The organism is Rhodanobacter lycopersici (assembly GCF_040812335.1).
Classification (GTDB): Bacteria; Pseudomonadota; Gammaproteobacteria; order Xanthomonadales; family Rhodanobacteraceae; genus Rhodanobacter_A; species Rhodanobacter_A lycopersici.
Genome location: NZ_JBFOHK010000004.1, coordinates 125,906 through 150,941 on the forward strand (window position 1 = coordinate 125,906; position 25,036 = coordinate 150,941).

Consider the following 25,036-nt stretch of genomic DNA (forward strand, 5'->3'; position numbering starts at 1 on the left):
TCACCAGGCGGGAAAACGAGGCATCAGCCAACCGGCAAGATGCAGGCTCTCGCGCCTACCCGAACGGCCGCTCGATCGACGGGCTCTGCGGCGTGAACCAGCGCGCGCCGTCGGCGCCGACATGCATGTCGTCCTCCAGCCGCACGCCGAACTCGCCCGGGATATAGATGCCGGGTTCGTCGCTGAAGGTCATGCCGGCTTCGATCTTCCGCGTGTTGCCCTCGACGAGGTAGTACCACTCGTGCATGTCCATGCCGATGCCGTGGCCGAGACGATGCGAGAAATACTTGTAGCCCGGGCCGTAGTCGGCATCCGCGATCACCTTGCGCGCGGCGGCGTCCACCGACTCCATCGCCGCGCCCGGATGCGCGGCCGCGAGCGCGGCCTGCTGCGCCTTGCGCACGATGTCGAACACCCGCTTCATCTTGTCGCTGGCCTTGCCCAGCGTGAAGGTGCGGGTAATGTCGCTCATGTAGCCTTCCACGTAGCAACCGTCGTCCAGCATCACCGGCGTGCCTTCGCGGATCACCTGCGGTTCGCGCGAACCGTGCGGCAGTGCGGTGTAGGTGCCGACGTTGATGCTGGCGTCGCCGCGCAAGCCCATGCGCGTGTAGCCGGCCTCCACCCACGCCGCGATGTGCTGCTGGGTCATGCCGGGTTCCAGCCCCTGCCAGACCGCCTTGTACAAGGCCAGCGTGGCATTGTTCGCCACCTGCATCAGCGCGAGTTCCGCCGGGCTCTTGATCGAACGGCAGCCGGCGGTGACCGGCGTCGCCAGTACCAGCTTCGCCTGCGGCATCGCCTCGGCAATGCCGGTGGAGCGGAAGAACGGCACCTTTTCCTCGATGCCCAGCGTGCCGGTGCCGGCACGCTTCTCGCGCATCACCTGCGCGATCAGCGCGTAGGGGCTCTCGTTCTCCTGCCAGGTGCGCACGTCGTGGCCGAAGCGGATCTGCTCCAGCGCGCGGCTGCGCTCGAACGCGGGCGTGATGTACACCGGATCGCCCGAGCGCGGCAGCAGCATGCCCATCAGGCGCTCGCTGGTCCACCAGCGCATGCCGGTGTAGTAGTCGAGCGTGGTGCCGCCGTCCAGGTAGATGGCGTCCATCCCGGACTTGCCCATCAGCTCCTGCGCCCTGGCCAGCCGGCGGCGACGCTCGTCGTCCGTGATCGGCACGATCTGCGACTTCACCGGTTGCAACGCAAGAATGGAAGCCGGCAGCTTGATGCTGCCCGCACCCGCTTCCGCCGCGGCCGCGCTGTTGCCCAGCATCGCCACTGGCAATGCCGCCGCACCGAGCGCCGAGGTTCGCAGGAAGCGGCGCCGGCCCGGCTGCATTACATCGCCACGATCATTCATGGGATTCTCTCTCGGTGGGGAACCAGCCGATCATCCCACGAACGAGCGGCTGCGCAACGCTCCAGGCCGCCTGACAAACGGCACTCCGGCCAGGCTCCGAAACATGCTTGCGCAGGCGCGGGCTAGACTGGTTCCACCTCTTGCGCGGCCCCTCTCCATGATCCCCCACTTCAGCGACCTGTCCGCCAACGAACGCACCTACCTCGCCTGGATCCGCACGGCGGTGTCGCTGATGGGCTTCGGCTTCCTGATCGAGCGCTTCGACGTGTTCCTCGTCTACACAACACGGGGCGCCGTGCTGGACAGCGGACTGCACCTGCGCGCCTCCGAATGGCTTGGCCTGGGCATGATCCTGCTCGGTGCCGTGCTGATCCTGCTCGCCACGCGCAGCTTCTACCGCAATGCCAGGCTGATCCGGGCGGAGACCGAGAGCGCCTATCACGGCGCCGCGGTCGAGCGCGTGCTGACGGCGCTGCTGGTCGCGCTGGCGCTGTTCCTGGTGGCGTACGTGGGATACCAGCTCACCAACCTGCACTAGGTTCCGCGCCGGCTACCTACATGCCATACGGGCGCGAGCGCCAGTCGAGGCGATTGGCACCGCCCGGGCAGCCTTTGCCCGAAGCGACCGAGCTCACCGCTTCGCTGCGGGTCGCCACGTCGAGCATGTAGCAGCTGCCCAGCGAGTCGCTGAACCGGTAGGTATGCCGGCCATGCTGGTCGCGCGGATTCGCGATGGACGTGCCGGTGGCGTTGAAGTCGGCCGTGTCGTGGCTGTCCAGCGCATCGTCCAGCGTCGACCAGGACACCGCCTTGCCGTCGCGCTTGTCGTCCAGCCGCTTCGCGTAGCCCTGCTGCATGCCGATGACGCTGGTGAAACTGCCGTCGGGCTTCATGTGCTTGGTCACGTCCACCTGCAGGGGGTAATGCAGGCTGCGCCGATGCACGTCGACCTTCCCGCCCACCGAGCGGGTGACGGTATCGACCACGCGCGTGTCGAGGTCGATGACCTGCCGGTAGGTCGTCGCATCCGGATGCAGGAAGTGCTGCCGGTTGGCGAAGCCGGACTGCTGCGCCACGCGGGTCAGCACGGTGCCGTGCGACGTGGCCAGCTCGCCGGCGATGACATAGTCGCCCTGCTGGAGGGTATCGACGCGGCCGTCCACGCCATCCTTCGCTGAGGTGTTCCAGGTGCGCTCGACGCGCGGCTCCAGCCGGGCGCGGCCGTCGGCCAGGGTGTTCTGCAGCAGGCGTCCCGCCAGCACCTCGCGGCCGTGGTCGAGCTGCACCAGCAGGTTCGCCGCCAGGCTGAAGAAGTGGTGCGCACCGAGCACGCGCACCGCCACGGTGTGCGGACGGCCATCGTCCAGCAGCGCGGCGAACGGCGTGAGGTCGATGCGGTAAGGCACGAAGTCCAGCGTCTGCACGTCCGGCACGGGGCGCCACAGGTGCGGATCGACGCCGCCGGTGTAAGTCCACGGGTAGACCGGCGCACGCCCGGCCGGCTGGCCGTCCACGCTCACTTCCACTTCGCGGAAGTTGCCGTTGCCGCACTGCCCCAGCGGATCGCCGCTGGCCGGCGGTCCCAGCGCGTAGTTCCTGCTGCGGCCGAGGTCGGCATCATCGATGCACATGTACCACTGCTCGTCGGTCGACTGGCTCTGCGCGATCACGTCGAGCCAGGCACGCTCCACGTTGCGCGGCAGCGACAGCGTACGCGAAAGTGTTTCCTTGCCGTCCTGCACCGGCACCGGGGCGCCCTGCGCATCGCCCACCAGGCCGTAGACGCGGTCGGCCGGTGCCGGTGTCTCCGCGCCCTTCACCGCCGGATAGAACACCAGCCGCGCGGTGCCGCTGATCACGCCGGTATACGTGGGATCGACCCAGTTGTTGAGGATGGCCTGCCCCTCGCCGGCGTGGCGGAACAGGCTGGCGTAGTCGCTCAGGTCGCGCTCGATGTGCCAGTGCGGCGCCACGTCGGCGCCCGGCTCCTGGGTGGTACCGAAGAACAGGTTGACACCATCCAGCCACAAGCTCGCCGTGCGGTCGTACTGGCGCCCCGCGGTGACCGAGAAATCCGCCTCCAGCACCACTTTCGCCCATGGCCCGGGGCATGCCGCGGGAGGCGCGTAGTGCCAGGGATGCGGCTGCGCGTTCATTGCGGTGGGATCGCCGTGCGCATCGAAACGCATGCCTGCGAACAGGTTGACGACACAGGGCGTCACCGGCGGACGCGCCAGCGCGGGCTCGACCACCACCGCACCGCGATCGCCCTGGTGCACCGCCGTGGCCGGTCCCGCCTGCCCTGCCGCCAGGGTCGGCGCCGCCAACGCGGCCAGCAGCGTGGCGCAGCCGATTCGCACGATGTCACGCATGAAGCACCTCTTTGCAGTATCCGGTCCGAAAGGCGGCTCAGGGTACACGCAGTCGAAAAACGCGGGGGCAATTCGCCCAGACGACGCCGCGCGAACGCCCCAACCAATGGCATGGATGGCCAAACGGTTCCGCGGCCCCGGCGCGCAACCGTGGTAGGTTGCGAAAGCGACCAACACCATGAGGAGCCCCGCATGAAGACTGCCGCTCTGGGCCCGGCACTCGTTTCGCTAGCCTGCCTCCTGTCAGCCGCCGCATTCGCGGCGGCGCCGGCAGGCCAGGATTCGGCGAAGGTCACGCCCGACATGATCCAGACCGCTTCGGACATCCCGGCCAACTGGCAGACGCCGCAGGGCAGCTTCGACTACGTCAAGCGGGACGTGATGATCCCGATGCGCGACGGCGTGAAGCTGCACACCGTGATCGTGATCCCGAAGCATGCGCACGACCGGCCGATGCTGCTCGAACGCACGCCGTACAACGCCAGCGGCTTCATGAACGACAACAGCCCGCACATGGCCGATGCGGTGTGGTCGGGCGACAAGGACTGGGCCAACGACGGCTACATCCTGGTGTGGCAGGACGTGCGCGGCAAATACGGCTCGGAAGGTAAGTACATCATGACGCGCCCGCCGGTGGGGCCGCTCAACCCGACCACCACCGACGACACCACCGACGCCTGGGACACCATAGCCTGGCTGGTGAAGAACGTGCCGCAGTCGAACGGCAAGGTCGGCATGATCGGTTCGTCCTACGACGGCTGGACGGTCGCCATGGCCCTGCTCCATCCGCACCCCGCGCTGAAGGTGGCGGCGCCGGAAAGCCCGATGATCGATGGCTGGATGGGCGACGACTGGTACCACTACGGCGCCCTGCGCCAGGTGAACCTCGACTACTTCACCGAGCAGACGACGAAAAAGGGCACGGGCGAAAGCGTGCCGCGCGAGAACTACGACGACTACACCAATTTTCTCGAGGCCGGCTCGGCCGGTGCCTACGCCGAAGCCAATGGCTTCAAGCAGCTGCCGTGGTGGAACCGCTTCGCGGCGCATCCCGCCTATGACGCGTTCTGGCAGCTGCAGGCATTGGACAGGCTGCTCCCCCAGCATCCCTCCGACGTGCCCACGATGTGGCTGCAGGGCTTGTGGGACCAGGAAGACATCTACGGCGCCGTGCATGCCTGGGAGGCGCTGGACAAGGCCGGCCATGGCGCCAATAACCACCTGGTGATCGGCCCGTGGTGGCATAGCCAGATCAACCGCGACGGCTGGAACATGGGCCCACTCAAGTGGCCGGGCAACACCACCGCCGAGTTCCGCCAGCAGGTGATCATCCCCTGGTTCGACCACTACCTGCGCGGCACGTCGCTGGCCAGGCCGCTGCCCGAGGCGATGATCTACAACCCGGTCGAGCAGCGCTGGGACAGCTTCGCCCACTGGAAGCCGGCCAGCGAGCAATCGCTCACCCCGCTCTACCTGCAGGCGGACATGGGCCTCGGCTTCGGGCAGCCGACCGGCGGCGGCGACAGCTACGTCTCCGACCCGGCCAAGCCGGTGCCCTACCTGCCGCGCCCGATCCCGCAAAAGAACGACCGCTGGCGCACCTGGCTGGTCGCGGACCAGCGCTTCGTGGCGGATCGCCCCGACGTGCTGTCCTACACCACGCCGGTGCTGACCAGTACCGTGACCGTCCAGGGTGCACCGATCGCCGACCTCTTCGCCAGGACCACCGGTACCGACGGCGACTTCGTGGTCAAGCTGATCGACGTCTACCCCGGCACCGATCCCGCCAACCCGCAGATGGGCGGCTACGAGCTGCCGGTGTCGCTCGACATCTTCCGCGGCCGCTACCGCAAGAGCTTCGCCGACCCGTCGGCCATCCCGGCGAACGTGGTGCAGGAATACAAGTTCCGCCTGCCGACGGTGAACTACGAGTTCAAGCCAGGCCACCGCATCATGGTGCAGGTCCAGTCCAGCCTGTTCCCGCTCTACGACCGCAACCCGCAGACCTGGGTGCCCAACATCCTGTTCGCCAGGCCTTCCGATTACCAGAAGGCCACGGTGACGATCGAGCACGGCGCCGATGGGCGCAGCGCCGTGCTGCTGCCGGTGGCGGCGGGGACAACAAGCAACCACTGATCCTGATCCGGATTCCAGCACAAGCGCGAAAGCCTGCAGAACCAAGGAAAAGCCCGACCCGCGGAAGACGCCGGCCGGGCTTTTCCGCTTTGAAGCAAAGCCACCCCGGCCGCCTTCGATTTCTTGGATCGAATAGCGGGATAAGCCCCCTCAACGCGCCACGTTGAGCTGATCCAGCGCATAGCCAGCCACCGCCTTGTACTGATTCACGATGTCCGCCAGCTCATCCTTGCCGACCACATCTTCGATCCGCTCGAAACGTGCCCCGTTCGTCCGCTCGTGGACCACTTGCAGGATCTTGTCGGGCGGCGCCTTGCGATTCATCAGCACGACATCGCTGGTTGCCTTCAGGCGCACCTGCTCGTAGGCCACGAGCGCCTCGGGGCCCACGCCCCGCTGCTTGAACTGTTCGGCGATGAAACTCGCATCGAGAATCGCCTGTCCCGCGCCGTTCGAGCCGCGCGGCACCATCGGATGCGCCGCGTCGCCAAGCAGGGTGAGCCGGTCGAAGGTCCAGCGCGGCAGAGGATCCTGGTCAACCATGGGGTACTCGAGTATCTCGGTCGTCGACTCGATCAGGCCGGCGACATCCAGCCAGTCGAAGCGCCAGTCGGCGAACGTCGGCAGCACGTCCTCGACGCGCCCCCGCCCGGTCCAGTCGCGGCGTGCAGGCTGCGGCCGGGCAATCTCGGCGACCCAGTTGACGAGCTGGTTGCCGTCGGCATCGACGGCGTCGCGGATGGGGTAGATCACCATCTTGCCTACCGTGAACCAGCCCGCGCGCACCATGGTTGCGCCGCTCAGGAAAGGGGCCCACTTCACCGCGCCGCGCCACATGTTGTTGCCGGAATAGCGCGGCGCGCCTTCGTCGGGATAGAACTGCTTGCGCAGCGCCGAGTGGATGCCGTCGCAGGCCACCACCACCGATGCCGTCACGTCATGCGGCGCCCCAGCGCTGTCGACAAAACGCGTCGATGCCAGGTCGCCCTCGTTGCGCGCGTCCGTGCAGCGCCGGTCGGTCACGACGGCATCCGTACCCAGGCGCTCGCGCACCGCCTGCAGCAACACCTCGTGCAGATCGCCACGGTGGATGGAAAACTGCGGCCAGGCATAGCCGGCGGCCACGCCCGCCGGCTCGCGATAGATGAGCTGCCCGTGATGGTTGAAGTAGGCCGATTCCTTGGTGGTCACCGCGACCGCGGCGAGGCGGTCGCGCAAACCCAGGCGATCGAGCACGCACACCGCATGCGGAAGCACGTTGATGCCGACACCGAGCGGCTTGAGTTCGGGCGCGGCCTCGTAAACCTGGCAGGTGATGCCCGCCGCGTGCAGTTCGAGTGCCAATGTCAGGCCGGCGATGCCGGCGCCGACGATCAGGACATCACATGCCTTGCTCATGGAAGGGGTACTCACTCGTGAAGATGGAGGAGACGACGCCCGCTTATTCGGCGTCGACCTGCCGCGCGGGCGCAGCCTCGGCAAAGGCATCCAGCTCATCGCAACGATCGGCGATCGCGCTGATGACCGGGTAAAGCTTCATGTCGGTACCGAAGCGCCTGGCATTGAAGACCTGCGGCACCAGCGCGATGTCGGCCATGGATGGTGCATCGCCATGACAGAACCGGCCGCGCGCCGGGCTGGACGCCAGGCGGTTTTCGAGGGCACCGAATCCAAGGCCCACCCAATGCCGGTACCAGGCGTCGGTGTCCTCCTTCTTCAAGCCATAGGTGCCGGCCAGATGCTTCAGTACGCGCAGGTTGCCCAGCGGGTGCAGGTCGCAGGCGATATCCATCGCCATCGCGCGCACGGCGGCCCGGGCCGCCGCATCGGACGGCAGCAAGGGCGGCGAAGGATAAATCTCGTCGAGATACTCGATGATCGCCAGCGACTGGTGCACGGTGACCGTGCCATCCTCCAGCACCGGAACGAGCGCCTCGGGCGCCATGCCCCGATAACCTGCGGCGAACTGCTCCCCGCCCTCCCGCGTCAGGTGCACGGAGACATAGTCGTAGGCCAGGCCCTTGAGGTTAAGCGCGATCCGCACGCGATACGAGGCGGAGCTTCGGAAGTAGTTGTAGAGCTTCATGCGCACGCCGCCCCGCTCAGACGACAACGACTTCGAATTCGCCCAGGGACTCGATGCCGCCGCGGATCCGGTCGCCCTTGACCACGGCGCCGACGCCTTCGGGCGTGCCGGTGTAGATCAGGTCGCCCGGGGCGAGTTCGAAGAACTTCGACAGGTATGCCACGGTTTCGCCCACCGACCAGATCAGGTCCGCCAGATCGGCCTTCTGCCTGGTCGCGCCATTGACCTCGAGCCAGATCGCGCCCTTGGCCGGGTGACCCACATCGGCGGCACGATGGATCGGGCCGATGGGCGCCGAATGATCGAAGGCCTTGCCGATGTCCCAGGGCCGCCCCATCTCGCGCATCTTCATCTGCAGGTCGCGGCGCGTCATGTCCAGGCCGAGCGCATAGCCGTAGACATGTTCCAGCGCGTCGTCCGCGGAAAAATCGCGGCCGCCCTTGCCGATCGCGGCGACCAGTTCCATCTCGTAGTGGCAGTTGCCCGTCTCGCTCGGGTACGGAAATTCACCGATTGCGCCCGGCGCGACGTAGACGACCGCATCGGTCGGCTTGCAGAAGAAAAAAGGCGGCTCGCGATCAGGGTCGAAACCCATCTCGCGTGCGTGGGCGGCATAGTTCCGGCCCACGCAGTAGATACGCCGCACGGGGAATGAAAGATCGGTTCCCGCGACAGGTACTGCCACGGTCGGCGCCGCTGGAAGAGCAAGCTTCATGTGAGATGTTCCGTTTGCCTGGTGCGTGACATGCCGGTTCCAAGGGGAGGTGACGCCATCCGCCCTGCCCTAAACAGCGATTTTTTCCTCGCGCAGAATGCCCAGCGCGGCCTGCACCGGACGGTCGGAGAAACTGAAAAGAACCGTGTCCTCGTCCGCCTGCAGCGTAAAGGTCTGCCATGACGGCACGACGAAGTGGTCCCTGGGGCCGAACTCGAACGCGATGCCATCGACGATCGCGCGCCCGCTGCCCTCGACCACCGAGTACACCGCGCCATCCGTGGTACGGAACGGCTTGCTCGCGAATCCTCGCGGCAGGTACTGGATGAAGGTCGCCATGGTCGGCATCGGCCAGCCGCCGGTCGCCGGATTGACGTAACGCAGCTTGACCCCGTGCCAGTCATCCAGCTCGCCATCGCGATAAAGCCTGTCCAGCACCTCGCGCGAGCGCTCATAGGGATAGCTGAAGATCGGCGACGTCCTGGACGTCGGCTCGTAGTCGACGGGAAGCAGATTGTGGCCGTAGCGCGCCAGTGCGTTGCCTTCCGGCCGGCTGACCGCCTGCGATTTCGCCGTGGCCTTCTCTTCGAAACCGGCGTCGAAGAAACGCACGATCGGGATATCCAGCCCGTCCAGCCAGACCACCGGCTCGGCCTCTCCTTCGATGCCCGGGTTGCCGTGGTCGTGCCAGGTCCAGCTCGGCGTGATGATGAAATCACCGGGCGACATCGTGGTGCGCTCGCCGTCGACCGCCGTGTACGCACCGCTGCCGTGGACGATGAAGCGCAGGGCCGACTGCACGTGCCGGTGCGCCGGCGCGACCTCGCCCGGCAGGATCAGCTGCAGTCCCGCGTACAGCGATTGCGTCACGCTCGACTGCCCCGGCAACGCCGGATTCTCCAGGATCAACACGCGACGCACGGCCTCTTCCGCCGTGATCAGTTCGCCCGCGCGCTTGATGAAGGGAAGGACATCACTCCATTTCCACAGCGCCGGGACGCAGGGCCCGTTGGGTGCGTGCGGCACCAGTACGCTCAACGACTCCCACAGCGGGGACATGTGCAGCTGCTTCAGCTCCTGATAGAAGGCGCTGCGCAGACCCGTTGCCTCAGTGCTCGTCGTTGCCATTTCGAATCACCTGGAAACCATGCCCCTGCAAGCGTCTGCGCTCGTGATGCCGCCCGTTGCCATCAAACCCGACGCATCGTCTCTACGCCCAATACCGTTGGACGCGTCGCCCCTGCGCCGCAGCGAGTCCACTCTGCGTGCCCGCTATTTAAATATACGGTATGCGTGTTTTACATCGAAGTCAACACGCCCGTACGTCATCGCCACAGCACCCGTCACCGTGGCGCAAGTCAGCCTGTCGCGGATACATGGGCACAAAGGCGCAGACAGCCGCTCCCGGACGGCCCTTTCTATTGCTGCCTGTCGGTAGGACCACGTAGCCGGCTCTAGCGGGGCGCGGCGATCGCATCCAGCCAGTCCTTGCCGCCGGTACGCACCAGGTGCGGGTAGCGCAGGCCGCCGTGGTAGTCGATCCGCATCGTGCCGTACGCATCAACGTTCTTCACCAGCAGCTCGATCGGCGCACCGCCATCCTTGGCCGCCTGTACCGCATCTTTCAGCCTTCGGGGTGAGAAGTCCTTGTCGCTCACCGCCACGATGGTCATGCCCGGCACCAGGCCGGCCCTGAACGCGGGGCCGTCCCGCTGCACGTCGTAGATCTCGCCGCGTCCGGATGCCGACAGCCCGATCGAATAGGCCATGTCGACGCCCTGGCTCACCGCCTCGCGCGCCTTGTCCATCACGTTGGGAGTGTCGGTGTAGACCAGTTTCCAACCACCCCGATCGATGCCGCGCTCGGGAAGATCCGGGCCGGTGTAGTCCAGCCGTTCGTGCAGGAACTTCGCCCAATCGTATGGCTGCACCTGGTTCAGCGCGCTCACCACGTCGTCGAAGGTGTAGGTCTCGGTGACGTGGCTGCCGTTGTCCATGCCGTAGAAGCCACGCGCGAAGTCGTCCAGCGAATGCCTGCCACCGGAGAGTTCACGGATCTTGGTGTCTACGTCCAGCCACAGCAACTGGCCCTCCGGATAGAAGTCGATGCCGCGTCGCCAGTTGGCCCAGCTGCCACCGGAGTACATGAGCTGCGCGGCATCGGCAGTGTCCTGCAGCGAGCGCCAGGCACGACCGGTGCGCGCGCTCATGGACGCGCCCATCGAAGCCATCGCCTCGCGAAACTGCCCGGGAGTCCACAAACCGGCACGCGCTGTGAGCACGCTGCACCAGTAATCGGTGAGGCCTTCGTACACCCACAGCAGATCGCCCTGCATCGTCACGTTGAAGTTGGGCGTCCACAAATCGGCCGGGCGGCGAAACTTGCCATTCCAGGAATGCACGTATTCGTGTGGCATCAGGCTGGCCGCGATGAGGTGTTCATCGTCGTTGATGAAGAAGTCGGCCGGCAGGCGGTCGTCGCTGGACTGGTGGTGCTCCAGGCCGAAATGCCCGGTGCGATCGGACAAGGTGAGCAGGAAGTCGTAGTGGTCGTAGTGATGCGAATCGAACAGCAACGCAGCCTGCTTCACCACCGAGCGCTGCTGTTCAAGCTGCCTCGGCGTAAGCCGGATGTCGCCCGCCGCGTCACCCACCACGTTGAGATGCACCGGCACCTTGGCGCCCGGCGCCAGGTCCAGGCGGTTGAAGTGTTCGCCGGCGATCAGCGGCGAATCGACGAAGTCGTTGAAGCTCAGCGGCTTGAAGCGAATGGCGTCGCCGGAGCGGCTATCCACCTCCATCGCGGTACCGAACTGCCAGCCCGCGGGCAGCTTCACGGTGGGCTGGATGCGGATCCGGCGCGAGTAGTAGCCAGCCGGATAAAACGCCACCTGGTTGAACTCCACGTCCACCAGGTTCGGCAAGGACGAAACGCTGGCACCAAGGCTGCCTTGGCCGGGGGCGGGTGACAGGAACTCGAAATCGAGGTCGAGCTGGCTCACCCCCTTCGGCACATCGAGGTTGATGGCGAACATGTCGCGCAGATCACGCCGCCACGGCAGCTGCCTGCCATCGGCGGTGATGATCAGGCCGGCCACATTCCGGATCGGTCCGGACGGCGCGTGCCCACCAGGAATCCATTCCGGGTACAGCAGGGTGAACGGACCCGGCTCCACCGGTATCGTTTCGTGCACGCGGAACACGCGCCGGGCCGGATTGCCGAGGTCGACGTTCACGGTGAGCTGACCGGGATACGGCTGGTCGACCGGCGCCGACCTCGAAGCATCCTGCGCGAAGGATGATGCCGGCAGGGGCAACGTCCCGATCACGGCGACGGCGATCAGGCAGGAACGGAAAGCATGGCTTTTCATGCAGGGACCCCGGACAGGCGCCGGCATGCGGGAAGCCACATCACCGGCAACAGGAAAATGGTCTTGCCAAACCGGTCGTGGACCCATGCCTGGCTGCTTCCGGATACGTCCGCACCGGCATCCGGAATGCTTGCGCGATCGCGCCAACCGGCCCGCCGGCAGCAGACCCGCGCACACCTGGGGCAGGCGCGGGTCTGCACGGGCACGACGGCGATATCTCTGCTTCGGTAGGCGTCCATGGCCATGCGGGACCGGACGCTATCGATCAGAACTGATAATTGATCTTTCCGTACACGTAGCGCCCGCTGAAACCAAACGGGGAAATGGGCGAATAGGGAATACCCAGGAATCCCAGCTCGTTTGGATTCGACGCGGCATTCTTCGTCGGATAGACGTTGGTCAAATTGTCCGCACCGACGGTGAACGTCCACGCATTCCATCGATAAGAGGCAGAGACGTCCAGCAGCCAGCGGGGCGCAAAGGTCTGGTCCGCATTGCCGGGGCCGATCTGGTCCACGTCCAGAAGGTCGCTGACGGAGCCATAGCGCGTCACGTTGGCGTGGAAACCGAACCCGCCATACTGCCAGTCCCCGGAGAAAATGAACTTGTTGCGCGGCGTGCCATCGGTAAATTGCCCCTGGGCATCACGACCGAAGGTGGTCACTACCTGGCCGTCGGAGACGTAGTACGGCGCGTTTATCGACAGGAAGGTGGTCGTGTTCCAGTTCGCGCTGGCCGTAAGCTTGACCCGCCCGTAGTTGCCCATGTCGAAACCGTAGGCGTTGGTCCAGTCGACGCCACGCGTGCGGGTCGTCCCGCCGTTGAAAAAGTAGCTGAGCGAAGAGATGTTGCTGTTCGGATCGTTCAGGGGAATCGTGCCGGAGTAGAGGATCCTGTCGCCGATCCGGATCTGGTAGACATCGAGCGTCGACGTGAAATTGTCGTCGGGATTCCAGGTGAGACCCAGGCTGTAGCTCACCGACTTTTCAGGCACCAGCGGCTTGGCGCCCATCGACCGCGCAATGGCGGACGTGGCGGGATACGTGCCACCCAGTTCAATCTGGCGGTTGTAGACAATGGACGAAATGGACGTGTAGTACTCCTGCGGGAGGGACGGCGCACGGAATCCGTTGGATATCGTCCCGCGCAGCGCCAGCGTGTCGGTCAGGTGGTAGAGCGCCGATATTTTCCCGGCCAGGGCCGAGCCTGCATCGCTGTAGTCTTCGTAGCGTGCGGCAAGTCCCACGGAGAGCCGGTCGGTGAGGTCGGTCTCGAGGTCGCCGTACAGCGCCGAGTTGTGGCGGCTCCAGGACCCCGCGGAAACCGGCTCGATGCCCGGCCATACCTGCGACCCGCCAGATGGCGTCGAGCCATCCGGCCCGACTGCATTCGGATCGTAGTAATAGGAAGAAAGCTCACCCGGATTGATCGTATATTGCTCCCGGCGGAACTCCGCACCCCATGCGAACGTCAGGATGTACGGCAGGAAGTCGAGCTTGAAGCCCTTCGACATCGAGTAGTCGGCGACTTCCTGCGTATACCCGTAGGAGCCGGCATAGAAATAGGTCGGCGAGTAACCCAGCGAGTAGTACTCATTTACGTTCAACGAGTTGTTGATATCGAATACCAGGTTGCTCCGCCCGTAGTTCAGCGATGCATCCCAGCTCCACTGCCCTTCCGTTTCGCCGCGAAGCCCGATGACCGAGTTGATGTCATTGGCATGGTTGATGATCTGCGGAAGGTAGCCGTTCGGATACACCGACTGCACGTTGCTCGAGCCGTCCCATGAACGGTAGATGCCATTGGAGGTCACATTGCGGCGACTCGCATCGAGATAGCCGTACGCCTCTACCGAAGGAGAAAACTTGTAGCCGAAGTTGAGCAGGCCCTGATAAGCCACGACGGCCGGCTCGCCATAGTGCTGGTAAGGCCATGCCGGCGAGGCGCCAGGCACCGTCGTAGCGATGTCGGTGTTGTAGGCCCGGTTGGTGGTCATCGAATTCTGGTAGTTGAGCGACAGCCTCACCCAGCCGGGCTGCCTGCCGTCTGCGCCGGGAGCGCCGAACGCGTAGCCGTAGGAGCCCTCCGCCCCGTTCTGCGCCCCGTCGCCCTTGCTCGTCCTTCCGCCGTTCACCGTGATCTCGTTGGTGCCGGGGCCGGCGCCATGTTTGAGCACGATGTTGATGACGCCGGCAATCGCGTCAGAGCCATACTGCGCGGAAGCCCCGTCGCGCAGCACCTCGATGTGATCGATCGCCGATATCGGGATCGTGGCCAGATCCACGGGAGACGAACCATTGCCCGGCCCCGAGTTGTAGTTGATCAGCGGCGTGATGTGATAACGCTTTCCATCGACCAGTACCAATACCTGGTCGGGCGAGAGGCCGCGCAGGGTCGCCGGCCGTATCGCGGTATTGCCGTCATTGATGGCCGGATGCGGAAAATCGAGCGAAGGCAGCAGCGAGCTCAGCGCGGTGCCAAGGTCGCTGGAGCCCGTGGCCATGAGGTCCTTGGGGCTAAGCACATCGATCGGCGACAGCGAGTCTGCCTCGGTCCGGCCCGTCACGTGGGTACCGGTCACGATCACCGTGTTGAACTGCTTCGCCTTTTTGGGAGTCTCTTTCTGCGTGCCGTCCGTATTGGGGTTCGCCGTGCCATCCGTATTTGTCTGGGGGGCATCCGCGAAAGCCGAAGCCGTCAACGGAATTTGCAGCACGACGAGCGCGACCAGCAGGCTATGAAGATTACGCAAACGACTTGACATATACAGCGACCTCCAGCAGGGGGTGGAAACGCTACAGATGGATGCAACGGGAATGCGATGACGGCGTTTCCGCGCGCGTCACTCGAATTTCCGCTTGCGCACAAGGCGTGCCGCGAACGCGTACAGGACGATGGCCGTGCCCAGGCACAGGCAGTACAAGGTGACGATGCCGTAGCGAAGCGCCTGCGGATCGTTGCCATAGCAATGCGCGAGCAGCGTCGCCATGGTCGGCCCGAGCGCCAGCCCGAGCAGGTTCTGCACGAGAAAGAACACCGAAGTGAGACGCCCCATCAGGCGGCCCGGTGTGATCTGCGCCATGGTCGCGCCGGCGGACGATGGCATCGGGCTGGAAAAAAATGCATGGCACATGTAGAGCGCCATCGCCATGATCGGGTTTCCGACGAACGCGAGCGCCATGGTCGCGAAGCACGACACCACGCCCGCCACCAGGGCGACTTCGAGCGGGGCCGCGGAACGGCGACGCCTGGATCGATAATCCATGACGGTGCCGAACACCAGCAGTCCCGCCGGTACCGACACCATCATCAATGGGCCGAGCGTGCGCCCGACCATCGACAGCGGCAGGTCCCAGGTTCTCGAGATCACGGTCGGCATCCAGGCGTTGAATCCCGAGATCGCCATGGCATACAGCGTGGCGGCGCCCCACAACGGTGCGTACAGGCGCCACTCGCGGCCGGCGAAGCAAAGCGCTTCGCGATATGCCGCCCAGCCGCCCATTGACGTGGCCTGTTGCGGGGTTGCACGTGCCGGTTCGCGCAGGGTGAGCATCAATCCCGCGACCAGGATCCCGACCAGGCCCGGAACGACGATGACGAACTGCCATGGCCGCAGCGACCCCAGCCAGGGCCAGTGGGCTATGGCGCCGCCCTGCGACAGCTTCAGCAGCCAACCGCCTATGAACAGCGAGAAGCCGACGCCGACCATCGGGCCCATCTGGTAGATCCCGAAAGCCCGGCCGCGGCGATCGGGTGGAAACGCGTCGCGGATCATCGAATACGCGGCCGGCTGCAGCGCCGCCTCGCCGATACCGATGCCGGTACGGCCAAGGAACAATTGCAGGTAGCTCTTTGCGAACCCGCACAGGACGGTCATCGTTGACCAGACGAGCACCGCCCAGCCGATCACGCCGCGCCGGCTGAAGCGGTCGACCAGATATCCCGCCGGAATGCTGACCGTGCTGTAGAACAGCACGAACGATGCACCGAGCAGGAAACTCATCTCGTAGTCGCCGATGCCGAACTCGCGCTCGACCAGCTTGGCCACGAGCGACAGCGACGAACGATCGATGAACGACAGGATGAAGACCAGGGTCAGGATCGCGAGCATGTACCACGCGCGCGGCTCGACTGTGCCGCGCGCCGCCTCGTGGCCGGCATCGGGCATGGACGGTACAGCGGCATCCGGTGCCGAATCCGCCGATGGCGCCCCGACAACCTGCGGCGAGCCTGCGATGTAAGACTGAGTCAAGCTGCTCTCCCCATGCCCACCCGCGTGGGTCCCCTTCGTTGCACCCAACTTCACCGCACATGCCGGAAGGCGTCGCCGGGCTTTTCACCGACCCGCCCAGCTAACAATCATACTATATGCGTTTTTTTAAAAAAGTTTCAACAATTGACAGAGAAGCGCTCTCGCCCCTATAACTGACATACTGTTATTCAGTTCAAACGGACGCAAGTTGCACCGCAACATTCCAGGCATCCGATGGGGGAAAGATGGCAAATCTCGTTTGCGCGCTTGCGTGTTCGCACGGCCCCATGCTGGCGACACCACCAGACATGTGGCACCTGCGCGCAGACGCGGACCGCAAGAATGCAAGGCACTGGTTTCGCGGCCAGGCTTTGCCCTACGACATGCTGCTGGCGGAGCGAGGTCGAGACTCCGCGACATTCGCCGCGGCGATCACCGAGACAGAAAAGCGCAGGCGATACGAAGCGTGCCAGCACGCACTCGACCAACTCGCCGAACGCTTCGCCCGCAGCTGCCCCGACCTCGTCATCCTGCTCGGCAACGATCAGCGCGAAGTGTTTCAGGATGACCTCACGCCGGCGCTGACCATCTATGCCGGCGACCGGATCGAGAATATTCCGTTGAATGCGGCGCAGCTCGCCCGGCTGCCACCAGGCGTCGCGATCGCCGAACAAGGCCATTGCCCGCCCGGCGGCACCACGTATCCAGGCGCGCCGGAGTCCGCCGACGCGATCGTGCGCACCCTGGCCGACCTGCATTTTGACGTGGCGCGTTCGGCAAGGCTGCCTGGCGGCGAGGATCGCCAGCACGGCATCCCGCATGCGTTCGGCTTTCTCTATCGGCGCATCATGCGTGACGCCCCGCCGCCGAGCGTCCCCCTGTTCCTGAATGTCGGCGTCGCGCCAAACACGATTCGCGCCGGGCGCTGCCTCGAGCTGGGCCATGCGCTGCACCGGGCCATCGAGCGCCTGCCGGATCACCTGCGCGTCGCCGTGCTCGCCTCCGGCGGCATGACCCACTTTGTGATCGACGAGGCGCTCGACCGCCGAGTGCTCACGGCCATGGCGGACCACGACGAGGCCGCCCTGGCCGACGTGCCGGAAGACTATTTCAACGGGAACACCGCCGAGATCAAAAGCTGGTATCCACTCGCCGCCCTGATGCGCGACCTCGACTGGAAGATGGACCTGGTCGACTACGTACCGTGCTACCGCACGGAAGCCGGCACCGGCAACGCGATGGCCTTCGCCACCTGGTCGCGGCCAGCGCTCAGGGAACCAAAGGAAAGACAACGATGAACGAAGTGCATGACTATGTCGAACGCCTGCGCAAGCTCGATGCATGCGCCGTATCCGATGCGCTCGACAAGCTTGGCCTCAGCGGTGCGGTCAACGGCCTGCCGCAACATTCGTCCACGCGACGCATCGCCGGGCGCATCGTCACCCTCAAGCTTGTGCCGGTGAGCCAGGTCGTCCCGGCATCGACCCCACCCCGCCATCTCGGCACTACCGCGGTCGAGCTGGCGGGATCCGATGACGTGATCGTCGTCGAGCAGCGCACCGGCATCGAGGCCGGGAGCTGGGGCGGCATCCTGTCGCTCGCGGCCAGGCTCCGCGGCGTTGCCGGGGTCGTCTCCGACGGCCTCGTGCGCGACATCGATGAGGCGCGCCAGTATGACCTACCCGTATTCTGCCGGGGCCTCACCGCGCGCACCGCACGCGGTCGCGTCGCCGAGGCGGGCACCAACGTGCCGGTCACCATCCGCGATCACGCCGTCCAACCGGGCGACTACGTGATCGCGGACAACAGCGCCGTGGTTTTCATTGCGGCCGCAGAGATCGAACGCGTACTCCCCGCCGCCGAACAGATCGTCGCGCTGGAAGCCGCGATGGCGAAAGCATTGCAGGCGGGCAAGCCCGTCACCGCGGTGATGGGCGCGAACTACGAAAACATGTTGCACAGCCCGGGCGCACCCGGCCCCGCGCGCTGATGTGCCACGCCACATTTCATCCAGCGCGCCATGGACTTCCCTGCGCTCGCAGCCTTTCTGGAGACCCGCCATGAATGAAACCGCCACGGACAAGAACGTCGCCCGCGCCGCCTTGCTCGATACCGCCACGCTCAGCGACGCGCTCGATCGCCTCGGCATCGCCGGACAATGCCATCGCATCAAGGGGCGCGATCCGCACATGCATCTTGCCGGCCGCGCCTGCACGATCAAGTACGGACCGGCGTCGACGCCGCCCGGCACGGTGGGCGACTACATTGACGACGTTGCGCCGGGAACCGTGCTCGTGCTCGACAACGACGGACGCGAGGACTGCACGGTCTGGGGCGATATCCTCACTGAAATCGCGCACCGCCGCGGTGTCGCCGGCACGGTGATCGATGGCATCTGCCGCGACGTCGCACTCGCGCTCCAGCTCGAATACCCCATTTTCAGCCGCGACCACTGGATGCGCACCGGCAAGGATCGCGTGCAGGTCGAGGCCGTCAACGTCACCGTCAACATCGGCCACGCCCGCGTACAGCCCGGGGACATCCTGCGCGGCGATGCCGACGGCGTGATTGTGATTCCGGCAGAGCATGAACAAGCCGTGCTCGAAGCCGCCGAAGAAATCCATGCGGCGGAGATGCACATCCGGGAGGCAGTACGCCGCGGCATGCGCCTCGACGAGGCCCGGCGCGAACTCGGCTATCACCAACTGCAGACGCGCCGGCGCTGAACGGAGCCCATGACATGACTGCCACACGTTATTCCTTCCTCGACCTCCCGACCGTACAGGCCGACTTCGAGCGGACAGCCGCCGCGCTCGTCGCGCGCGCCGCCCGCATTCCCGTCGCGACGCTGCACGAAGCCGCCGGCAAGGCCGGCGCCTTGCCGGCAGCGATCAAGCCGGTCGCGCCCTCCTTCAAGATCTGCGGTCCGGCCCTGACCGTGCAATCGCCACCCGGCGACAATCTCTGGCTGCACCGGGCACTTGTCGTTGCGAAACCCGGAGATGTCCTGGTAGTCGGCGTCTCTGGCCACCATGACGCCGGCTACTGGGGCGAAGTGATGTCGACGATGGGGCGCGTGCGCGGCCTCGGCGGCCTGGTCATCGACGGCTGCGTCCGCGACGGCGCGATCCTGGAGCAATTCGGGTTTCCGGTTTTCGCGCGCGGCTTGTGCATCCGCGGCACCGGAAAGGACTTCGCCGCGCGCGGCTGGATCGGCCACTCCCTGATGCTGGACGATATCGTCGTGCAAGCGGGCGACCTGATCGTCGGGGATACGGACGGCGTCGTCGCACTCGCGCGCGAACGCGTCAGCGGCGTGCTCGACGCGGCCGACGAGCGCGAAGAAAAAGAACAAGGCATCATCCGCCGCCTCGAGGCCGGGGAAACAACGCTCGATATCTACGGCTGGAACTGCTGATCCACCGCGCGCTGCGCCTGGCGAAGCACGCGCCGCCATCGCGCTCCGCCCGCGATGCGCGCGGACAGCATGGGCATGCCTTTGCCGCCAATGCGGAAGAGGCTGTCGCCTAGCGATTACGCGAGGCTGGCGCCTTTTTCGCAGCCTTGGGCGATTTCGCGGGCTTGCTCGCCTTGGCCGCATTGTCGCGTGCAGCAAGATACTTCTTGCGCAATAAGGCATTGCTCTGGCGAACCACTTCCTGTGCGGCATCGGCATTGCGCTCGCGCAGCGCCTCGTAGAGCGCGCGGTGACGGGTCGTCACGCTTTTTGCCGCAACGATCGTCGTATACGGGGAAAGCGTGCGGTAAAGCACATGCACAACGGCCTGCATCATGGCCTCGAGAAAGTGATTGTGCGAGGCATGTGCGATCGTGTTGCGGAAAGCCATGGAGGCTTGCGTGAATTCTTCCTGCGTATCGGTCAGGCTCTCGGCCTTGTCGAGCGCTTCCTCGAGTGCCAGCAGATCCTCGTCCGTCGCCGCCCTTGCAGCGAAAGCGGCCACGGCGACCTCGACGGTCAGCAGCGCGTCGAAGATCTCTTCCTCGCGCACGCCTATAAGCTTGAGCTGGATGGCCAGCGCCTCGGAAAACCGCTCGGGGTTGCCTTGAGCGATGCGTGCGCCACCACCGGCACCGGTACGGATGTCGACGACGCCAAGCGCCTCGAGCCTGCCGAGTGCCTCGCGTATCGGCAGACGACTGACGCCGAACTGAGCGGTCAAGTCGCTTTCCGATCCCAGGAAATCGCCGGCGACAAAATGTCCGTCCAGCAAGGCCTCCTTGATCTGCCGCTCGACCCGGATCGCGGTGGATTCGGAGCGGCCAAGCTTCCATACAGGCGTCGTGCTTTTCTCGCGTTGCATATCGTCTCCTGACAAGTTCTTCAGTGTTCCGCCTCTGCCTCAGGCGGCCGGGTTCAAGGATTTCCCCCGGCCCTGCAGACAGTCCGCAACCTCAAACCGATGCCTGTGCTCGAAGACCCCGGAACCGGCGCCATCCAGACGAGCGTGGCGATGGGTTCGATTGTAGAAGACCTCGATGCAACCGAAGGCATCGGTGCGAACCCGGTCACGGATGACGAAACAGCCGCGCCCGGTTTGCCGAACCGACTTCCGCTTGAACTCAGGGCAAGACGTTGGGTGCTCATGCACTCCTTCCCATGCCCAAATCGTCGACCCGGAGTGCCTGGCGCACCAAGAGAAGCCCATCGCGGGCTCCGAGCCGCCCGTATTCTAGACAAGTCGCGCAGCACGGCAATGTGCATCCCCGTCGGCGCCGCCCGGCCCCGCTTCGCACCAGGCCGCATCCAGCGCATCGGTCAATGCGGCACGCGGCAGGTTGCGCACGATGAAAACAAAACGCGACCGGCGATCCTCGCCGGGCCAGGCCGGCAGCGTCCCCGGCTCATGCAGCCAGCGCTGGACGCCGTGCATGACGATCGGTTGCGCTTCGTCCTGCACCTGGACGATGGCCTTCATGCGCAGGATGTTCTCTCCGTGATGATACGCCACGCTGCCGAGCCAGCTGCTCAACACGGTCCAGTCGAACGGCTCGTCGATGCATATGCAATGTGCCCTGATGCCGTGATCGTGCGCGGCGTGCCCGCACGTCGGGTCATGGTCCCGTGATGCATCGTGCTTGCACCCCTGGTGCCCACCCGACTCCTGCGCCGGATCCGCGACATGCCAGCGGGTCACGTCCAGCGCGGTGTCCCCGCGGGCATGCAGGCCGATCACCTGGGAAGGTTCGATTTCGCCATGCGCACACGACAACTGCATCGCCGCCGGATTGAGCATGCGCAACCGCTCGCATAGCGCCTCGCGAGTGGCGGTGTCGACAAGATCGACCTTGGTCAACAACAAGCGGTCGGCAAGCATGACCTGATTGACGGCCTCGGCCTGTGTATCGAGCTGCCCGCTCGCATGGAGTGCATCGACCGTAACGATCACCGCGTCCAGCTCGAAGCGCGCGGCGAGCGCGGGATCCCGCAGCAGCAAGGCCGCGATCGCAGTAGGATCGGCCAGACCGCTCGTCTCGATGACGACGCGCTCGAACGCAGGCGCGTCCTGTGCCTCCCGACCGGCATGCAACGACAGCAGCGTTTCGGCAAGATCATCGCGTACTGCACAGCACACGCAACCGCCATCCAGCAGCACGGTCTGCACGCCGGCCGTGGCAACCAGCAGGTGATCGAGTGCGATTTCACCGAATTCGTTCATGACCACGGCGGTACCGCTCATCCGCGTCTGCCGCAGCAGGCGCGAAAGAAGCGTGGTCTTGCCGCTGCCGAGGAAACCGCTCAGCAAAGTGACGGGAAGCCGGGGCAACGCACGCTCTCCACTGCGCGTACCGCGAGCGCCAGCATTCTGTGCGATTGACATACTTTGGAACGGCTTGAGGAAGAGAAGGTCATGCCGCGGAGGGGCCGGCCCGCGATGCAGCCGGCGGCAAGAAACACGCATACATTATGTTATTCCGCATAGATATGCGTCAAGCCGCGCCGATTTCACGTGCGGCGGAGCCCCGCCGCTTTTCGCGCATGATCTTGACAAATTTCTATATCGCATACAGTATGCGTGATATCCAGATGATCCGAGCGACTCGACGCACCAAGGGGAGGCTTATGCTCGCCGACGCCAAGAACAGCCTGTTGACTCAAGTATCACCAGGGACGCCCATGGGCGACCTGCTGCGCCGCTACTGGCATCCGATCGCCGGCGAGAGCGAATTCGACGAAATGCCGGTGCGGGCCGTGCGCCTGCTCGGCGAAGACCTGGTCCTGTACAAGGACCTGTCCGGCCAATTCGGCCTGGTCGACCGTCAATGCCCGCATCGCCGTGCCGACCTGGCGTACGGCTTCGTCGAGCAATGCGGCCTGCGCTGCAACTACCACGGCTGGCTGTACGACCAGGATGGGCGCTGCATCGAACAGCCCTACGAGGACATCGCCAATCCGCAGGCCAGGCTGAAGGAGCGGATCAAGATCAAGTCGTACCCGGTGCAGGTCCACGCAGGCATGGTCTGGGCCTATCTGGGCCCTGCGCCCGCGCCGCTCCTTCCGAACTGGGAACCGTTCACCTGGCAGAACGGCTTCCGGCAGGTGGTCATCTCCGAGGTGCCCTGCAACTGGTTCCAATGCCAGGAGAACTCGATCGATCCGGTCCATTTCGAATGGATGCACTCGAACTGGAGCATGCGCCTGCGCGGCAACACGGGCCCCTATGGCCCGACGCACACGCGGCTCAACTTCGAGGAGTTCGATTACGGTCTGATCTACAAGCGCATCCGCAGCGACACCGACGAGAACCATCCGCTCTGGACGACCGGGCGGCTGGCGCTGTGGCCGAATGTGTTTTGCCTTGGCGACCATTTCGAATGGCGCATACCGATCGATGACGAAAACACCCTCAGCGTGACCTGGGCCTTCACCCGCGTACCGCACGAACGCGAGCCTTACGTGCAGCAGCGCATCCCGACCTGGCACGGTCCCGTCAAGGACGAAGCGAGCGGCCGCTGGATCACCAGCCACGTGATGAACCAGGATTTCGTCGCGTGGGTCGGCCAGGGGCGCGTCGCCGACCGCAGCCAGGAAAACCTCGGCAGCAGCGATCGCGGCATAGCCATGCTGCGCCGGCACTTTTTCGACGAACTCGACGCCATCGCGCAAGGCAAGGACCCCAAGGGACTCGTCCGCGACCCGCAAAAGAACACCTGCATTCCCCTGCCCATCGCCAGCCGTCATCTGTTCATCAAGGGCCTCTCCCGGGCCCAGCTCCTGGCACATCCGATCCTCGGTTCGCACATGAAGGACTACGCGTTCCAGTACGGCCAGCCCGATAGCGTCAAGCAGGCATTCCGGGATGCGATAGGCATTCGTGTCGACGAGCAAGGCAACGTCGTCAGCTTGTGAGTCAGAGTCAGGGACTCATCGCTGAGCGACCCGGAAAGGCTGGTCGCTCAGCGAAAAACGATGGCCAGAAATGCCTCGGTTGACCCCGATACAGGCGTCACCGGCCTGCCGATGCGCAAAGCCACGGGCCGTCATCGCACACAGGAGGAGTCACGGATGGACCCGGCCTTGAGGGGTGGGAAAGAGATACGGGCAGGCAGACCGTCCCCTGCATCTTGACGACAAGTGACGGAGCGATGACCGGCAGGTTGGCGCCAGGTCAATCGGGACATCCTCCAAGCCGGGAACTTGCCTCAGGTCCGCCCAGACGGATACCCGCGTAGTGAGTCCGCCCGCTTGCCTCACGGGCCACGCACGAGAGGGACAGCAGCAACGCGACGGCTGCTGTCCCTGATGCTTCGGGCCGTGCTCCCGCGACGCCCCCAGCCGACTAATTGCGTATCGCGGTCACCTCGATCTCGACGAGCCAGCCCGGATTGACCAGCCCGGCGACCTGGACGACCGAGCGCGCAGGCAGGTTCGGCTGCTCCTTCGTCCCGAAGAACTGGCGGTATCCGCGCATGAACCCGGCGAAATCCATCTTGCCCCCATGCGCCGCATCACCGACCAGGAAGACCTGCATCTTCACGACATCCTGCATGTCCAGGTGCATCGACTTGAGCGTTTCCTCGGTCCTGTGCAGCACGGACACCGTCTGGGTTTCCGTATCGCCGTAAGCCTGCGCGCTTCCCTTGGGCGCGTTCTTGTCGGCGACATCGGGGATCGTACCGCTCAGGAACACGATGTTCTGCGTCGCCGGCACCTCGACCGCCTGGGCTATCGGCATATCGGGGTTCGGCCCCTTGTAGCGAATCGCGTCCTTGGCCGTCGCCACGCCGGTGGCAGCGACGCAGGTGATGACGGGAAGTACGAGCGTCTGGCAGATTTTTCTCATCACGGTATCTCCGGAGGAAGGAAAGCCTGGAACAGGGATGCGGGCTCAGCGGAATTTGGCGACGTCGGCCGCAGTCAGCTTGTCGCTGTAGTTGTTGCCGAAATGCGTGCGCACGTAATTCACGACCGCGGCGACCTGTGTGTCCGAAAGCGCGGCGCCGAATGACGGCATCGCGTTCCGGCCATGCAGCACCATGACGGCCGGATAGGCCGCGCTGGCGAGTTTCGGGTTGTCCGCGAGCGCCGGGTAGGATCCGGCGCCCTGCGCGCCTTTGGCATCGGGCATGTGGCAGCCCTGGCATATCGCGTGGTACAGCGTCGCGCCATCATCGGGGATGAACTGCTTTCCCTTCACCAGGTTCTCGGGCGCCGGCTCCGCCTGCCCCGCGAATGCGATGCCGCTCACGCACAGGGCCAGCGCCACACACACTCGAACGCCCTG

General features: G+C 65.2%; 20 protein-coding genes. 7 read left to right on the forward strand and 13 right to left on the reverse strand.

Annotated features, from left to right (window positions below; translation table 11 throughout):
- Positions 1–55: 55 nt before the first annotated feature.
- Complete coding sequence (locus ABQJ54_RS14510) at positions 56–1,360, reverse strand: M24 family metallopeptidase (protein ID WP_367855029.1); 1,305 nt, start codon at positions 1,358–1,360, stop codon at positions 56–58.
- A gap of 157 nt (positions 1,361–1,517) precedes the next feature.
- Here ABQJ54_RS14510 and ABQJ54_RS14515 point away from each other — a divergent pair, with 157 nt between their 5' ends.
- Positions 1,518–1,898, forward strand: coding sequence for a YidH family protein (locus tag ABQJ54_RS14515; protein ID WP_367855030.1), 381 nt, complete (start codon positions 1,518–1,520; stop codon positions 1,896–1,898).
- Between the two features lie 16 nt (positions 1,899–1,914).
- Here ABQJ54_RS14515 and ABQJ54_RS14520 read toward each other — a convergent pair whose 3' ends face one another.
- The gene (locus ABQJ54_RS14520) at positions 1,915–3,732 is read right to left on the reverse strand and encodes a peptide-N4-asparagine amidase (RefSeq protein WP_367855031.1); all 1,818 of its coding nucleotides are present in this window, start codon (positions 3,730–3,732) and stop codon (positions 1,915–1,917) included.
- A gap of 192 nt (positions 3,733–3,924) precedes the next feature.
- On the opposite strand from ABQJ54_RS14520, the gene ABQJ54_RS14525 reads away from it, so the two are divergent.
- On the forward strand, positions 3,925–5,868 hold the full coding sequence (locus ABQJ54_RS14525; protein WP_367855032.1) for a CocE/NonD family hydrolase: 1,944 nt from the start codon (positions 3,925–3,927) through the stop codon (positions 5,866–5,868).
- Positions 5,869–6,018: 150 nt separating this feature from the next.
- On the opposite strand, the gene ABQJ54_RS14530 is transcribed toward ABQJ54_RS14525, so the two are convergent.
- From ABQJ54_RS14530 to ABQJ54_RS14560, 7 genes are all read right to left on the reverse strand, one after another.
- The gene (locus ABQJ54_RS14530; protein WP_367855033.1) at positions 6,019–7,266 is read right to left on the reverse strand and encodes a flavin-dependent oxidoreductase; all 1,248 of its coding nucleotides are present in this window, start codon (positions 7,264–7,266) and stop codon (positions 6,019–6,021) included.
- Between the two features lie 43 nt (positions 7,267–7,309).
- Entirely contained in the window at positions 7,310–7,954 is a 645-nt protein-coding gene (gene maiA / locus ABQJ54_RS14535; RefSeq protein ID WP_367855034.1) for a maleylacetoacetate isomerase, read from the reverse strand.
- Positions 7,955–7,970: 16 nt separating this feature from the next.
- A complete protein-coding gene (locus ABQJ54_RS14540) occupies positions 7,971–8,669 on the reverse strand; it encodes a fumarylacetoacetate hydrolase family protein (RefSeq protein ID WP_367855035.1) in 699 nt (232 codons plus the stop codon).
- A 69-nt stretch (positions 8,670–8,738) separates the two neighbouring features.
- On the reverse strand, positions 8,739–9,797 hold the full coding sequence (gene gtdA, locus ABQJ54_RS14545; protein ID WP_367855036.1) for a gentisate 1,2-dioxygenase: 1,059 nt from the start codon (positions 9,795–9,797) through the stop codon (positions 8,739–8,741).
- 326 nt (positions 9,798–10,123) lie between these two features.
- Entirely contained in the window at positions 10,124–12,040 is a 1,917-nt protein-coding gene (locus ABQJ54_RS14550) for a M61 family metallopeptidase (protein WP_367855037.1), read from the reverse strand.
- Between the two features lie 265 nt (positions 12,041–12,305).
- A complete protein-coding gene (locus tag ABQJ54_RS14555; RefSeq protein ID WP_367855038.1) occupies positions 12,306–14,804 on the reverse strand; it encodes a TonB-dependent receptor plug domain-containing protein in 2,499 nt (832 codons plus the stop codon).
- 78 nt (positions 14,805–14,882) lie between these two features.
- The gene (locus tag ABQJ54_RS14560) at positions 14,883–16,292 is read right to left on the reverse strand and encodes an MFS transporter (RefSeq protein ID WP_367855039.1); all 1,410 of its coding nucleotides are present in this window, start codon (positions 16,290–16,292) and stop codon (positions 14,883–14,885) included.
- Between the two features lie 287 nt (positions 16,293–16,579).
- Between ABQJ54_RS14560 and ABQJ54_RS14565 the strand changes: the two genes are divergently transcribed.
- The 4 genes from ABQJ54_RS14565 (at position 16,580) to ABQJ54_RS14580 (ending at position 19,710) form a co-directional block, all read left to right on the forward strand.
- The gene (locus ABQJ54_RS14565) at positions 16,580–17,590 is read left to right on the forward strand and encodes a DODA-type extradiol aromatic ring-opening family dioxygenase (RefSeq protein ID WP_367855040.1); all 1,011 of its coding nucleotides are present in this window, start codon (positions 16,580–16,582) and stop codon (positions 17,588–17,590) included.
- The gene (locus ABQJ54_RS14570) at positions 17,587–18,282 is read left to right on the forward strand and encodes an RraA family protein (protein ID WP_367855041.1); all 696 of its coding nucleotides are present in this window, start codon (positions 17,587–17,589) and stop codon (positions 18,280–18,282) included. Before ABQJ54_RS14565 ends, ABQJ54_RS14570 begins: the two co-directional genes overlap by 4 nt.
- A gap of 70 nt (positions 18,283–18,352) precedes the next feature.
- A complete protein-coding gene (locus tag ABQJ54_RS14575) occupies positions 18,353–19,018 on the forward strand; it encodes an RraA family protein (RefSeq protein WP_367855042.1) in 666 nt (221 codons plus the stop codon).
- A 14-nt stretch (positions 19,019–19,032) separates the two neighbouring features.
- Entirely contained in the window at positions 19,033–19,710 is a 678-nt protein-coding gene (locus tag ABQJ54_RS14580; protein WP_367855043.1) for a 4-carboxy-4-hydroxy-2-oxoadipate aldolase/oxaloacetate decarboxylase, read from the forward strand.
- 109 nt (positions 19,711–19,819) lie between these two features.
- Here the strand turns inward: ABQJ54_RS14580 and ABQJ54_RS14585 are convergent, their stop codons facing one another.
- Both ABQJ54_RS14585 and ABQJ54_RS14590 read right to left on the reverse strand, forming a co-directional pair.
- Complete coding sequence (locus tag ABQJ54_RS14585; protein ID WP_367855044.1) at positions 19,820–20,614, reverse strand: FadR/GntR family transcriptional regulator; 795 nt, start codon at positions 20,612–20,614, stop codon at positions 19,820–19,822.
- A gap of 369 nt (positions 20,615–20,983) precedes the next feature.
- Complete coding sequence (locus tag ABQJ54_RS14590; protein WP_367855045.1) at positions 20,984–22,078, reverse strand: CobW family GTP-binding protein; 1,095 nt, start codon at positions 22,076–22,078, stop codon at positions 20,984–20,986.
- Between the two features lie 158 nt (positions 22,079–22,236).
- Here ABQJ54_RS14590 and ABQJ54_RS14595 point away from each other — a divergent pair, with 158 nt between their 5' ends.
- Positions 22,237–23,661: a Rieske 2Fe-2S domain-containing protein gene (locus ABQJ54_RS14595; RefSeq protein ID WP_367855046.1), complete on the forward strand. Its 1,425-nt coding sequence runs from the start codon at positions 22,237–22,239 to the stop codon at positions 23,659–23,661.
- Positions 23,662–24,091: 430 nt separating this feature from the next.
- Here the strand turns inward: ABQJ54_RS14595 and ABQJ54_RS14600 are convergent, their stop codons facing one another.
- Both ABQJ54_RS14600 and ABQJ54_RS14605 read right to left on the reverse strand, forming a co-directional pair.
- Positions 24,092–24,595, reverse strand: coding sequence for a RidA family protein (locus ABQJ54_RS14600; RefSeq protein WP_367855355.1), 504 nt, complete (start codon positions 24,593–24,595; stop codon positions 24,092–24,094).
- Positions 24,596–24,640: 45 nt separating this feature from the next.
- Positions 24,641–25,018 (reverse strand): c-type cytochrome, encoded by a 378-nt coding sequence (locus ABQJ54_RS14605; RefSeq protein WP_367855047.1) that lies wholly within the window; start codon positions 25,016–25,018, stop codon positions 24,641–24,643.
- Positions 25,019–25,036 lie beyond the last annotated feature (18 nt).

What these genes read in the sequence shown, in the direction of transcription:
- ABQJ54_RS14510 (WP_367855029.1), bottom strand. Translation starts at nt 1,360, where the DNA reads ATGAATGATCGTGGCGATGTAATGCAGCCGGGCCGGCGCCGCTTCCTG.
- ABQJ54_RS14515 (WP_367855030.1), top strand. Translation starts at nt 1,518, where the DNA reads ATGATCCCCCACTTCAGCGACCTGTCCGCCAACGAACGCACCTACCTC.
- ABQJ54_RS14520 (WP_367855031.1), bottom strand. Translation starts at nt 3,732, where the DNA reads ATGCGTGACATCGTGCGAATCGGCTGCGCCACGCTGCTGGCCGCGTTG.
- ABQJ54_RS14525 (WP_367855032.1), top strand. Translation starts at nt 3,925, where the DNA reads ATGAAGACTGCCGCTCTGGGCCCGGCACTCGTTTCGCTAGCCTGCCTC.
- ABQJ54_RS14530 (WP_367855033.1), bottom strand. Translation starts at nt 7,266, where the DNA reads ATGAGCAAGGCATGTGATGTCCTGATCGTCGGCGCCGGCATCGCCGGC.
- maiA (WP_367855034.1), bottom strand. Translation starts at nt 7,954, where the DNA reads ATGAAGCTCTACAACTACTTCCGAAGCTCCGCCTCGTATCGCGTGCGG.
- ABQJ54_RS14540 (WP_367855035.1), bottom strand. Translation starts at nt 8,669, where the DNA reads ATGAAGCTTGCTCTTCCAGCGGCGCCGACCGTGGCAGTACCTGTCGCG.
- gtdA (WP_367855036.1), bottom strand. Translation starts at nt 9,797, where the DNA reads ATGGCAACGACGAGCACTGAGGCAACGGGTCTGCGCAGCGCCTTCTAT.
- ABQJ54_RS14550 (WP_367855037.1), bottom strand. Translation starts at nt 12,040, where the DNA reads ATGAAAAGCCATGCTTTCCGTTCCTGCCTGATCGCCGTCGCCGTGATC.
- ABQJ54_RS14555 (WP_367855038.1), bottom strand. Translation starts at nt 14,804, where the DNA reads ATGTCAAGTCGTTTGCGTAATCTTCATAGCCTGCTGGTCGCGCTCGTC.
- ABQJ54_RS14565 (WP_367855040.1), top strand. Translation starts at nt 16,580, where the DNA reads ATGCTGGCGACACCACCAGACATGTGGCACCTGCGCGCAGACGCGGAC.
- ABQJ54_RS14570 (WP_367855041.1), top strand. Translation starts at nt 17,587, where the DNA reads ATGAACGAAGTGCATGACTATGTCGAACGCCTGCGCAAGCTCGATGCA.
- ABQJ54_RS14575 (WP_367855042.1), top strand. Translation starts at nt 18,353, where the DNA reads ATGAATGAAACCGCCACGGACAAGAACGTCGCCCGCGCCGCCTTGCTC.
- ABQJ54_RS14580 (WP_367855043.1), top strand. Translation starts at nt 19,033, where the DNA reads ATGACTGCCACACGTTATTCCTTCCTCGACCTCCCGACCGTACAGGCC.
- ABQJ54_RS14585 (WP_367855044.1), bottom strand. Translation starts at nt 20,614, where the DNA reads ATGCAACGCGAGAAAAGCACGACGCCTGTATGGAAGCTTGGCCGCTCC.
- ABQJ54_RS14595 (WP_367855046.1), top strand. Translation starts at nt 22,237, where the DNA reads ATGCGTCAAGCCGCGCCGATTTCACGTGCGGCGGAGCCCCGCCGCTTT.
- ABQJ54_RS14600 (WP_367855355.1), bottom strand. Translation starts at nt 24,595, where the DNA reads ATGAGAAAAATCTGCCAGACGCTCGTACTTCCCGTCATCACCTGCGTC.